This window comes from Aquimarina agarilytica ZC1 (assembly GCF_000255455.1).
Lineage (GTDB): Bacteria > Bacteroidota > Bacteroidia > Flavobacteriales > Flavobacteriaceae > Aquimarina > Aquimarina agarilytica.
On record NZ_JH621249.1, the window covers coordinates 31,738 to 45,121 of the forward strand.

9 protein-coding genes and 1 pseudogene are annotated in these 13,384 nt (G+C 32.0%); 5 read left to right on the top strand and 5 right to left on the bottom strand.

Annotation, left to right across the window (positions count from 1 at the left end):
* Positions 1–168: pseudogene (locus KQA_RS20650) on the top strand (metal ABC transporter permease); the annotation flags it as partial.
* 85 nt (positions 169–253) lie between these two features.
* Positions 254–1,549, top strand: coding sequence for an O-acetylhomoserine aminocarboxypropyltransferase/cysteine synthase family protein (locus tag KQA_RS0203045; protein ID WP_010177968.1), 1,296 nt, complete (start codon positions 254–256; stop codon positions 1,547–1,549).
* A 168-nt stretch (positions 1,550–1,717) separates the two neighbouring features.
* On the opposite strand, the gene KQA_RS0203050 is transcribed toward KQA_RS0203045, so the two are convergent.
* The 3 genes from KQA_RS0203050 to KQA_RS0203060 form a co-directional block, all read right to left on the bottom strand.
* Positions 1,718–2,680, bottom strand: coding sequence for a helix-turn-helix domain-containing protein (locus KQA_RS0203050; protein ID WP_010177970.1), 963 nt, complete (start codon positions 2,678–2,680; stop codon positions 1,718–1,720).
* A 319-nt stretch (positions 2,681–2,999) separates the two neighbouring features.
* On the bottom strand, positions 3,000–3,440 hold the full coding sequence (locus tag KQA_RS0203055; protein ID WP_010177972.1) for a c-type cytochrome: 441 nt from the start codon (positions 3,438–3,440) through the stop codon (positions 3,000–3,002).
* A gap of 141 nt (positions 3,441–3,581) precedes the next feature.
* On the bottom strand, positions 3,582–5,807 hold the full coding sequence (locus KQA_RS0203060) for a DUF4955 domain-containing protein (RefSeq protein WP_010177974.1): 2,226 nt from the start codon (positions 5,805–5,807) through the stop codon (positions 3,582–3,584).
* A gap of 400 nt (positions 5,808–6,207) precedes the next feature.
* Between KQA_RS0203060 and KQA_RS0203065 the strand changes: the two genes are divergently transcribed.
* The 3 genes from KQA_RS0203065 (at position 6,208) to KQA_RS0203075 (ending at position 8,946) form a co-directional block, all read left to right on the top strand.
* Complete coding sequence (locus tag KQA_RS0203065) at positions 6,208–6,549, top strand: hypothetical protein (RefSeq protein ID WP_157366574.1); 342 nt, start codon at positions 6,208–6,210, stop codon at positions 6,547–6,549.
* Positions 6,550–6,720: 171 nt separating this feature from the next.
* On the top strand, positions 6,721–8,298 hold the full coding sequence (locus KQA_RS0203070) for a SulP family inorganic anion transporter (RefSeq protein WP_010177978.1): 1,578 nt from the start codon (positions 6,721–6,723) through the stop codon (positions 8,296–8,298).
* A 21-nt stretch (positions 8,299–8,319) separates the two neighbouring features.
* Positions 8,320–8,946, top strand: a complete 627-nt coding sequence (locus KQA_RS0203075; protein ID WP_010177980.1) for a carbonic anhydrase family protein — start codon at positions 8,320–8,322, stop codon at positions 8,944–8,946.
* A gap of 87 nt (positions 8,947–9,033) precedes the next feature.
* On the opposite strand, the gene KQA_RS0203080 is transcribed toward KQA_RS0203075, so the two are convergent.
* Together KQA_RS0203080 and glgB are read right to left on the bottom strand one after the other, a co-directional pair.
* Positions 9,034–11,433 (bottom strand): glycoside hydrolase family 31 protein, encoded by a 2,400-nt coding sequence (locus tag KQA_RS0203080; RefSeq protein WP_010177982.1) that lies wholly within the window; start codon positions 11,431–11,433, stop codon positions 9,034–9,036.
* Between the two features lie 37 nt (positions 11,434–11,470).
* The gene (glgB, locus tag KQA_RS0203085) at positions 11,471–13,378 is read right to left on the bottom strand and encodes a 1,4-alpha-glucan branching protein GlgB (RefSeq protein WP_010177984.1); all 1,908 of its coding nucleotides are present in this window, start codon (positions 13,376–13,378) and stop codon (positions 11,471–11,473) included.
* Positions 13,379–13,384 lie beyond the last annotated feature (6 nt).

Consider the following 13,384-nt stretch of genomic DNA (forward strand, 5'->3'; position numbering starts at 1 on the left):
GTGTTGGATTTAGCATCAAAAAATAACATGATTTTTATTAAAAAAGGAGTAATAGGTCTTACAGATAAAGGACACACATTTACTTCAAAAGCAATTCAGTATATAGTTGATAATGAGCGCTCCGAAATTGAAGGGATGAAGGATGAGTTATTTTTATTTAGAGGCTAATTTTTACTCATATTACAATAGATTGTAATGATCTTACCATTTTTTGTTGATTATGTTTTTTATTTTTATTGAAAATAAAAATAAAATGAGCAATTTAAAATTTGAAACATTACAACTTCATGCAGGTCAGGAAGTTGATTCGGCTACAAACTCAAGAGCAGTACCTATTTATCAAACAACTTCATACGTTTTTAATGATGCAGCACATGCTGCTAACTTGTTTGGTTTAAAAGAGTTTGGAAACATTTATACACGTATAATGAATCCTACCACCGATGTATTTGAAAAACGAATTGCAGCCTTAGAGGGGGGAACTATGGCAGTGGCAACTGCCTCTGGAATGTCTGCTCAATTTTTGGCAATTACAAGTATTTTGGAATCGGGTGAAAACTTTGTTTCGTCTGCTTTTTTATATGGAGGTACATTTAATCAGTTTAAAGTTCAGTTTAAAAAATTAGGGATTGAAGCGCGTTTTTCTGAAGGAAATCAGCCTGCTGATTTTGAGGCTCAAATTGATACTAAAACTAAGGCTATTTATATTGAAACTATTGGAAACCCAGAATTGAGTATTCTAGATTTTGAAAAAGTAGCAGCAGTGGCTAAAAAGCATAATATTCCTTTAATTGTTGATAATACTTTTGGAGCTGGAGGGTATGTTTTTCAACCCTTAAAACATGGCGCAAATATTGTAACTGAATCAGCGACTAAATGGATTGGTGGTCATGGAACATCCATAGGAGGAATTATTGTAGATGGAGGTAATTTTAATTGGGGTAACGGTAAGTTTACTCAGTTCTCGGAACCAAGTGAAGGTTATCATGGTTTAAATTTTTGGGAAGTATTTGGTGAAGGAAATCCTTTGGGCTTACCCAATGTAGCTTTTGCTATAAAAACTAGAGTAGAGGGACTTAGAGATTTTGGACCATGTTTGAGTCCAATGAATGCTTTTATGTTATTACAAGGAGTAGAAACTTTATCCCTACGTATGGAACGTACATTGAGTAATGCGCAAACTATTGCTGAGCATTTAGAAGGACATGCGAATATTGAAAAAGTAAATTATCCAGGCTTAAAATCGAGTCCATACTACGATTTAGCTAAAAAGTATTTAGCAAATGGAGCCGGAGGAGTGATTACTTTTGAAATAAAAGGAGGAGTTGCAGCGGGAAAAAGTTTTATAAATAAACTAGGTCTAATTTCTCATCTAGCAAATGTGGGAGATTCCAAAACATTAGCCATTCATCCGGCATCAACTACTCACGATCAATTATCTGCGGAGGAGCAATTAAAAAGTGGTGTTACACCAGGCATGGTAAGACTATCTGTGGGTATTGAGCATATTGATGATATTATAGCCGATATAAATCAGGCACTTTCCTAAATTGAGATACTTACAAACAAGAAGTTTATCTTATTTAAGATTTCTATACCATACTTTAACTTGGATACGGAATAGATTTTCTATTGTAGAATCCGGGTTTACTAAACAAAAAACGATCATTCTTTTTTGAGAATGATCGTTTTTTGTTGTAAAAAAATATGAAATAGCCTAAAAATCAAGAATGAGTTTCCCGTTAACATGACTTTTTAACTCGTCAATTTTTGAAAATATTTTATTGAAAAAGATGTTTTTTTCTTTTTCACCCGATGTATTTATTAATTTAGATTGCTTTAATTGTTCTGCTATAAAATCGGAAACTTGTTCGCATGTTTTAGTATCATTTGTGTTAAAATAGTTAAGCACGGTAAATGGAACAAATAATGAATTTTGGAGGGGTGTTTTTATCAAAACATTATTGCTCATAAGTAATAATTCATTATAGTATAATTTAAAATTACTGTTAGGTACAGATTTAGCATAAATTCTATGAATCAATTTTTTTAGGTCGTCACATAGGATACTTGTTTCTTCAGAAGTTATAATACCAGATTCAAAATAATAATGAAGTTGTTTTAAAGTACTATTTATAGTGGTGATATCCCATATTTCAACAGTATTTAGGTTGTCATAAAGAAGTCCAAATTTTTGATAAGACTTTTTTAATGAACTTGGCAAAGCAAAATTTGAAAATTGAGTTAACTTAAAGCTTGGATCTAAAATTTGTAACCATACAAAAAGTTTGAATCGAGTCAACATATTGCCTTCGGAGGTATAAAAAATAGGTAAATCTTTGGCGCTATAAATAATTTCGGAATTTTTTATATTTAGTAGTGGTGTTAGTAGTTCCGTTGAATTAGTAAAGTACTTTTCAAAATCAGCTGTTCCCTTAAGAATTTGCATTTTTCTGATAGGGATCACATTCTCGTCACCAGTTCCAAATAATGAATCGATGGATAGATTAAAATGTTTTGCAAGCGTAATTGCTTCATCAATTGAAATTTTGGATTTATTATTAATTCTACGATAGGCGGCTCCATAACTTATATCAAGAACAGAAGCAATCTGTTCTGCAAGAGAGTTTTCTTCGGGAAGTAAATTAGAAATAAGACTGAGAAGCTTTTGTTGTTGCATAGTAATTTTTAGGGGACTTGTGTTTTCGATTTTTAAAAAAAATAAATTTACTTTTTTTAAAAATCGAAAACAATAAACCTTGGTTTAAAATTATATTTGGATAGGGGTTATGAAATATTTTCTATAAAACTTAATAGTATCTTGATGTATTTTTTTGGATATGATAATTTAAATTTTTGTGAGTTTATTTCTTTAAAAGAGTTGACAAAAAAGGTTTACTCTTATTTATTATAGTAAAATTGTTTTTAATTGTTGATAATTTTATGCTATAACTAATAGCTAAGCATCTCGTAAGGGATGCTTTTGTTTTTAGAAGAGGTTATTGTTTTATTTCTGTAACGACTTTTTTAGTAATCATAGATGTTTGTTTATTGCCCCAATTATTCATTATATAATTCATTACATCGGCAATTTCTTGGTCTTTTAATTTTGATTTAGGCATAGTTCGTTTATAGTTTTTTCCATTAACTATAATGTTGCCTTTTAAGCCGTACTTTACGGCATGGATACTTTTTGGAAGTTTGGTAGTGAGTAACCAATCGGAATTTGCTAATGGAGGATAATTTTTAGATCCCTCACCATTTGTTTTATGACAACGAGCACAATATTTACCATAAATTAGTTCCCCATTTTGGATACTTTTACTTAAAGTTTCATCCTGTTGAAGATAAGTAGCATTAGTGTATTGTGGAGTGGTAATTTTAGACAATAATCCAACATTTAATACATATAATAACCAAAATTTTATAATTAAAAACATGCTATTTTATTTTAATATAATGTTAACCTTCTACCGAAAGGGGAGCAAACAAGTTAAAAAAAATTATACCACTTTTATATAGCTATGATCGGTATTTTATATGAAATATAATTATATCGAATTTGTTGAAAATAAGTTAGACTATCTATTTACAATTACTTGTTTGGTTTTATGGCTCTTATTGGCTTTTAATACCATAAAGTATACAGCATTTGAAATAGAATTAGGGATATAATACTTTATTTGATTAGTAGTTGCATGTGAAGTCTGTTGCATTAATTTTCCTTTTATGCTATATAATTCAATTTGTATTGTGTTGGCGTTAATTTTTTCTTTACTAAGATCAATAGTTACATAATTTGAAGTAATAGGGTTTGGGTAAATTACTGCTGTAACATTATTAGATTTAAAATCAATAGTACTTAATGTATTATTGGATACAGTGAGTACAGTTGTTGCTTCGGTAATAGAATTGTCATTGTTGGTAGCAATAAGTTTTAAATTGTAAGTTCCTTCAGTCAATTCCTTTAATTCAGGATCTAAATCATCTTTATGTCCCCATTCAAATGGAACGAATTTTTCAGTCCTTATTAAAATATCATTTATGTATAAATCAACACTTTTTATGTTTTTGGAAGTTACAGCTTCAATTTGTAAAGATGCTCCAGCTACTAAGCTAGGTTCTTTTTTTTGATTTTTTAAATTAGGAAATAGAAATGAAACACTTAAAACTTCATTTTCGGTTGGAGCTATTGTTACGGGATTGTCCGAATACCAGTCTGTGACTAATGTGTTATATTCATTAATAGTTGAGGTTAGCCATGCTGGTATTTGTCCTAAGCGATGATTTAATTGGGCTTCATATAAGGATTCTGGTTGCATTTTTTTACCATTACCTTCTTCGTATTTTATAGTTGAATTTTTAAAAGTAGTTGCACTACCATGCATACCAACAATAATTGGATTCACAATAGTGGTTCCACAGTAATTTTTACCACAATCATTCCAAAGATTAATATTAGTTTCAGTTTTACCCACACGCTTTTGATTCCAAATAGTTAATCCTTTTAGGTGATTAGGATTATTAGAATAATGACCACCAACTCCTGAAAGATCATAGCTAATATAGTTGTCAATAAGGTTTGTTCTTGGTTGCGCCGCATGCAAATCCCACCCCCTGCCATTAGGAGCGTTTACTCGCCATACAACTGATCCACAAGCACGTGAAGACATATCAGTACCATGCCACATTCCTTTATTGGTATTATCCCAAATTAGACCTTGTAACACACGTGTTGAACCGTTATTCACAACACTTATGCCATGACCTCTATTTCCATCAACTAAAATAGAAGTAATTGAAGAAGCATAAGCACTTTCCATACTAATACATTTGTTAACATCACTAAATCGACACCTACGTACCCATGAATGTGCTATATCGGACATAGAAATAAATTTCCAACCTTCATCATGTATATAGTTTTTATGATGTTTAAACTCTTTGTTAAAGTTTCCTTTGAAATGAATGTCTTCAAAACCACAATTTTCTAATAGTGTTACAGCGCGGACTTCCCAATCATTACTAAAATTTATATCATCAATAATAGGATCTTTAAACGTTAGTGTATTATTGGATTCATTAACGCTATCAATTTCATGAAATTCTTGTAAACTAATTCCCTCATCATTTATTTTATTCCAAATATTTCGAGGTTTTTTATTATCAAGATAGGTGTTATTAACAGCTTTGTTTTCCTCCATTTTTAGTCTAACAAATTTTACATTTTTAAAATCCCTTGCATTATTTACAGTAATACTAAAATCGTTCCTTTTTGCATCTTTTACAATTTTAGTTCTTTTACCTGTACCATTTCCATTGAATTGAAAAAGGGCTGGAGTTTCCCATGGATTTTTTCCGCTTGGTAAAAACATATGGTTTTTCATATTTATAATGGTACCACCCTTTACCGATCCACTACCTCTAAAAATGATATTCCCCGTATTAATTTCAATAATAGGGGTATTATTGCCACTTTGGGTATTCACCAAATATTCTCCAGGAGGAAAAAAAATGATCCCTCCTTTATTTTTTTCTGCGGCATCCACAGCATCTTTTATAGCATTAAAGTCCGATTTGGAATCATTGGCAATAGCTCCGTAGTCAATAACATTAAAAACGTTTAAATCCTCTCGATCTGGAATCGACTCATTTCCTAATTTATATCCCGCATACGAATAATTGGGTAGTTCAGGGATATTGGAATTATTAATTTCCCAAATATATTTTTTCCATATGTTAGCCTCTTGAGCAAAAGATACTATTGAAAGGCTGAAAAAAAGTAAAAGAATAGTCGTTATTTTCATAAAGAGCATTTAATTTAATGATTGGTTGTATGTAATACGAAATTCTTATAAGTAAATCGTATAATACTTTAATTTGTGAAATATTGAGCTGTATTAATAACAACTATTGGTGGTACTTTATTACATCGTCGATTTTGATAAAAATGATAATTTCCAATAAGTAGGATAACCAAAAAGTATCATTCGATTAAAGAGCTAGTCGTATTAAAAATAAAATAATAGGTAAGAATAAAATTACAATTGGATAGGTGTGCTTTTATAATGTAATTATCATGTTTTGAGTAGAATAAATAAAATAAGGACCGTCTGGATAAAATTATTTAAAACATAAATTAAATTGATAATTAATATAGATCAAAGTTATATTTTTGTATATATTTAACATTGTTGTTTTAAACAAATGCTAATTTTACTAATAATTGATTTGATCTTAATGTTTAAAAAGTTAACTATATATATAACAGCAGCTTTACTTGCTATGGCAGTATTAACTCCATTAGTAATAGATTTATTTGAGCTAACAGAAAATATAAATTTACTTAGTGAGTTTGAATTAGGAGAAGAAGATCAAAAAGAAGCAAAGAAGGAGTTGGAAATTAAAGATTTATTTTTCACCAAAAAGTCGCCAACAGAAAATTTATGTATTGCTGATTTGCAATCGAAAATAACAGATTATTATTTAGTTAAAGCTTCACTTTTCCATAGTGAAGTTATTTCTCCTCCACCTAGACCAATTTCATAATTCATTCCTTGAATATGCTCATCTCATTCAAGTCGATTTATCTATGTACCTTGATCTTTCTTTAAGCATTAGATTAGGAGTTCTTAGATAGTACTCATTAAATTTATTTTAGTGAGTAAAAATGATTACAAATTTAATTTATTATTGGTTTTACAATATAAAAATAGATCTATGTTTAAATATATTAAAAATGATTTGCCAGCTAGTATAGTGGTGTTTTTTGTGGCTTTACCTTTGTGTTTAGGAATTGCATTAGCTAGTGGCGCACCTCCTTTTGCAGGAATGATTGCAGGGATAATAGGAGGTATAGTAGTAGGAAGTTTAAGTGGTTCACAAATAGGTGTTAGTGGGCCAGCCGCCGGTTTAGCGGCAATAGTACTCACGGCTATTACCAGTTTAGGAGGCTATCAAAATTTTTTGGTAGCAGTAGTACTAGGTGGAGTGATTCAAATTGTTTTTGGGATTTTAAAAGCGGGGGTTATTGGTTATTATTTTCCAAACTCGGTAATTAAAGGCATGTTAGTCGGAATTGGGATTATAATTATTTTAAAAGAAATTCCTTACTTTTTTGGATACGATAAAAATATAGGTGGACAATTTTCTTTTTTTAAAATAGAATTTGAATCACTTTTTACTCCAGTACTAAATTCAATAGGTAATCCGTCTTTGGGGCCAGTAGTGATAGGAGTTTTTGCCTTATTATTAATTATTTTTTGGAATAGTGTTTTAGCAAAAAAGTCTAAAATTTTCACACTTATTCAAGGCCCATTTGCTGCAGTAGTTATAGGAGTAATATATGTTGTAATTACACAAGGTAATGATAGTATTGGTATTGCCAAGAACCATTTAGTAGAAGTACCTGTTCCGGATAGTTTTGATTCTTTTATTGGACAATTTAGTTTTCCAAATTTTAATGTTATTTCAAAACCAGAGGTGTGGATTACCGGTTTTACCATAGCATTGGTAGCAAGTTTAGAAACCTTATTATGTGTTGAAGCAACGGATAAAATTGATCCAAGAAAACGAATTACTCCAACAAATAGAGAATTATTAGCGCAGGGTACGGGGAATGTATTATCAGGTTTAATAGGAGGTTTACCTATTACTCAAGTAATTGTTCGAAGTTCGGCAAATATACAATCGGGAGGGCAAACTAAACTTTCAGCGATTGTTCATGGCTTTTTATTATTAACATCAATATTACTGATACCTAATTTATTAAATTTAATACCTTATTCTGTACTTGCTGCTATACTTTTAATAGTGGGGTATAAATTAGCCCACCCATCAAAGTTTAAAAAAATGTTTTCTTTGGGATGGAAACAATGGCTTCCATTTATAATTACAGTAGTATTAATAGTGGCAACTGATTTGTTACTAGGAATAGGTATTGGATTAGCTGTTGGAATTTTAATAGTTTTAATAAAAAGTTACCAAAACTCTCACTTTTTACATATTAAAGAAACTGATAATGAGTTTCATAATGTAAAAATGGAATTAGCAGAAGAGTTAACTTTCTTTAATAAAGGAGCTATTATGAGAGAGTTAGAGGCTTTGCCGAAAAACACACAATTGGAAATTGATATTCTAAAAACACGATACCTTGATAATGATATTGTTGAAGTATTAGAGGATTTCCTCGAAAAAGCTAAAAATAGAGAAATCAATATTAAATTAATTTCAAAAGAAGGGGTTATAGAAAATCCAGAAAGTTTTGTCGATTTTTTTAAGAATAACTCCAAAAATTAATTATTGAAAGTTAAAAGAGATATGAAAGCACATACAAAACAAACGCAAGCATTAATGACACCTGAAAGTGCATTAATAGCATTGCAGGAAGGTAACAAGCGTTTTGTTACAAGCAAAATGCTTAAGAGAGATTTGAACAGTCAGGTAGCAGAAACCGCATCGGGTCAATACCCATTTGCAACTGTTTTACATTGTATTGATTCCAGAGTATCAGCGGAACTTATTTTTGACCAAGGTATAGGTGATCTTTTTAGTATTCGTATTGCAGGTAATTTTGTAAATGAAGATATTTTAGGTAGTATGGAATTTGCCTGTAAACTTGCAGGAACAAAGGTGTTAGTAGTATTAGGGCATACGGCTTGTGGAGCAGTTAAAGGAGCTTGTGATCATGTTCGTTTAGGTAATTTGACAGCCTTAATTAACAAAATAGAACCTGCGGTGGAAGCAGTTTCCAGTCCTAAAGATGAGGCATTACGTACTTCGAAAAATATTGATTTTGTAAATGAAGTTGCCCAAAAAAATGTAGAAATGACACTTAATGCTATTAGGAAGCACAGTCAAGTATTGAAAGAATTAGAGGATGATGGGGCTTTAAAAATAATAGGAGGGATGTATGATATTGGCTCTGGAGTAGTTGATTTTTACTAAATTACTATAGTTGTATTAATAAAAAGTGCCGTAAACTATTTAGTTTTACGGCACTTTTTAGTTGCTTAAAATTAGTATTTATGCTTATTAACCAAGCACATGCAGCTCCGTAAAATCTTTAGGAACTACAAATTCTGCAATACCATCATTATAGCTTATATCTGGAGTAAAATCTTGGTTGTCTAATTCAATGGATTTGATTTTAAAAGGGCTTCCTATTAAACGTATTTTTAAGGATTGATAACTTGTTTTGTATTTACCTGTTTTAAATTGTTGAATGGTAATCTCTTTATTTTTTCCAGTATAAATAAAGTCACATTTACTAAATACACCTTTTTTATAACCATATCCGTCATTTTCATCTTCATACACGTATGATTTTTCAATGCCTTTTGTATAGTAACAATCTAATACAAGCTCTTCAATATTTTTTTCACCAACAAATTGTTGTATTGGATACCTAGGTATTATAGCTCCCGATTTTACAAAAATAGGCATGGAATCTAAATCAGCATCCACCCAATATTCTTTACCTCCTTTAATAACTGTGTTGGACCAAAAATCAAACCAAATACCTTTAGGAATATACATGCGTCTACCTTTAGTGTTTGGTTCATTGATAGGACAAACTAAAATTTGATTTCCAAAAATGAATTCATCGGTACGGTAATGTGTTTGTACATCTTCTTGGTCATAAATCACTAATGATTTAAGCATAGGAACCCCTTCTTCAATGTAATTGTAAAAAGCCGTATAAATGTAGGGAAGTAATGTGTAACGAATTTCTATGAATTTACGAGTAATATTGGTTATTTCATCGCCAAAAGACCAAGGTTCTTGTTCGCCATGATCGCCACTGGAGTGCACTCTAAAAAATGGATGAAAAATACCTAGTTGAATCCAACGAGCAAAAAGTTCTCCTTGTGGTTGTTCTGCAAAACCACCGATATCCGTTCCAGAAAATGAATATCCAGACATGCACATACGCTGTATTTGGCGGTTAGCAATTACTAAGTGCTCCCACGTAGCTACATTATCACCCATCCAAGTACTCGTATAACGTTGTGTACCAGAATAAGCCGAACGTGTAATTACAAAAGGTCGAGTAGGGTAGCCTGCACGTTTTACACCATGATAAGTAGCTCTAGCCATTTGCATTCCATAAATGTTATGGGCTTTTCTATGGCTGCATGGGTGACCATCATAATCATGACGTACATCATTAGGAAATGATTTTCCAGGAACATCCATAACAGCAGGTTCATTCATATCATTCCATACACCGCGTACACCAACTTCTTCAATTAAACCTTTAAATAATGTGGCCCACCATTCTCTAACTTCGGGGCGGGTATAGTCGGGGAAATAACATTCCCCAGGCCAAACTTTTCCTTTCATATATGGGCCATCGGCACGTTTACAGTAATAGTCATTTTCTAAGCCTTCTAAAAATACATCGTAATTATAGTCTATTTTTATCCCTGGATCAATAATCACTACTGTTTTAAAACCATCATCGGACAGTTCTTTTACCATGCGTTTAGGATCCGGAAATTTATCTTTATCCCAAGTAAAACAACGGAAACCATCCATATAATCAATATCTAGATAAATGGCATCACAAGGTATATTAAGTTCTCGGAATTTTCCTGTTATTTCTTTTACTTTAGCTTCAGGATAATAGCTCCATTTACACTGGTGAAAACCTAAAGCCCACATTGGGGGCATTTCGGGAACACCTGTAAGTTGTGTGTATTTTACAACTACATCTTCCATTTTTGGGCCATAAATGAAGTAATAATTCATTTCACCTCCCTGAGCCCAAAAGCTAGTTACATTTCTTCGCTCATGGCAGAAGTCAAAATAGCTACGGAAAGTATTATCAAAAAACACTCCATATGCCTTTTTATGATGAAGGGCAACGTAAAAAGGAATAGCTTTATAAATGGGATCGGTGTTACTACCAAAAGCATAAGAATCAGTAGCCCAATTTTCAACACGTTTTCCTTTTAGGTTGGAATGTAGTGGTTTATCACCTAATGCATAAAAACTTTCGGCATCTGCCGAAATCTTACTCATTTTGACAATATCACTTCCTAATTCATAACTTTCTTCCCAATGAAAACCTTGCTCATCCTGAAGAATGATAGAATCATCCTCAATATCATAAATAGTAACTTTTAAATTACTCTTTAAAATATGAATGGCAATTTTTTCGGTGGTAATTATATAGCTATCTTCGGTTTCTTCAATTCCTAAGGAATTATAACCATTTAAAGCTTTCTTATCTATGGCATATGAAAAATCGTCTTCAAAAGTATTGGTGGTTGTATACCTAAAGCGTACTACACTATCTCTTAAAACGGTTAATTGAAGAATTACCCCATTTTCAGTATGAAAAAAAAATGTATCAATGTCCTTTTCGTGCTTAAACACCTTGGAAGGATACATATTTCCTTTACGCTCTATGTGTTCATTTAAAATCATAAGAAATGGTTTTACCAAGTTTATACTCTAAAGGTACTTATTCGTGTTTAAAAACTACTACAGAAAGTGGAGGTAAAGTAATTAATGCCGCATATTTTTTAAAATGCCAGCCTTTCTTACTTACTTTTATAATATTGTCATTTTTTATACCACTTCCATGATATTTTTTTAAATCTGAATTAAATATTTCTTTTAAATTCTTGCTAGAATTTACACCTATTTTATATTTTTTCCTAATTGTAGGTGTTAAGTTGCAGACTATAACTAAATCATTTTCAGTGTTATGGCCTTTTCTAATGTAACTTAGTACAGAGCTTTCAGCATCATTCAGTTCTATCCATTCAAAACCTTCGGGGCTAAATGCTTTTTCATAAAGAGCCGGTTCGGTTTTGTATAATTTATTTATGTCCGAAACAAAAGCTTTCATTTTTTTGTGTGGGTCAAATTCTAATAAATGCCAGTCTAAACTTTGTTGAAAATTCCACTCTTCTGTTTGTCCGAATTCCGCTCCTTGGAAAAGTAATTTTGTACCTGGATGCGTAAACATATATCCGTACAGGGTTCTTAAATTGGCAAAACGTTGCCATTCATCACCGGGCATGCGGTAAATTAATGACTTTTTACCATACACTACTTCGTCATGAGAGAGCGGAAGCATAAAATTTTCGCTAAAAGCATAAGCCAAGCTAAAGGTGATTTCGTTGTGATGGTGTTTTCTGTAAATGGTATCTTTTGAAAAGTAATCTAGTGTATCATGCATCCAACCCATCATCCACTTCATTCCAAAACCAAGTCCTCCTAATTGAGTAGGAGTGGTTACTCCAGTAAATGCAGTGGATTCTTCTGCTATGGTTTGTATGCCTTCAAAACGTGTATAAAGTTCGGTATTAAAATCTTTAATGAATTGAATAGCTTCAAGGTTTTCACGTCCGCCATATATATTTGGTTCCCATTCACCATCTTTACGGGAATAGTCCAAATAGAGCATGGATGCCACGGCATCTACTCTTAAAGCATCTACATGGAATTCTTGCATCCAAAAAACGGCGTTACTAATTAAAAAAGCCTTTACTTCATTACGTCCGTAATTAAAAATTAAGCTTTTCCAGTCCTGGTGGTATCCTTTTCGAGGATCGGGATGTTCATATAAATTTGACCCGTCAAAATAACCGAGTCCATGAGCGTCTTCTGGAAAGTGGGAGGGAACCCAATCCACTATTACTCCTATATCATTTTTATGAAATTCATCGATTAAATATTTTAAGTCATCTGGCGTGCCAAAACGTGCACTTGGAGCATAATAACCTGTAAGTTGATAGCCCCATGATGGGGAATAAGGGTATTCCATAATGGGCATGAATTCGACATGTGTAAAATTCATTTCGGCTACATAATTAACCAATTCAGTAGCTAATTCGCGAAAGCTTAAATTTTTATATCCCTCCTTTTTTTTCCAAGATTCAATATGGACTTCATATACAGAAAAAGGTTTATCCAAACTGTTTTTATTCTTGCGATAAGACATCCAAGCAGTGTCATTCCATTGATATGTTGAAGTATCTTGAACAACCGAAGCCGTTTTTGGAGGGATTTCGCATAACCTCCCATAAGGATCAGCCTTTTCGGTAATAATACCATTGTTATGGGATTCAATGCGGTATTTATATAATTCTCCGTGAGTTACATTAGGGATAAAGCCTTCCCATATACCAGAGCTGTCCCATCGGACTAATAATTCATGTTGGTTACCCTGCCAAAAATTAAAATTGCCAATGACTGATACGGATTTTGCGGTAGGTGCCCAAACAGAAAAATAAGTGCCTTTAACACCATCGATTGTTACAGTATGTGCTCCAAATTTGTCAAATAAGTTATAATGAGAGCCATTTTTAAATAGTGAAATATCAAAATCGGTAAATAAAGAATAAGGTTGTACAAGGCTCATTAAGTA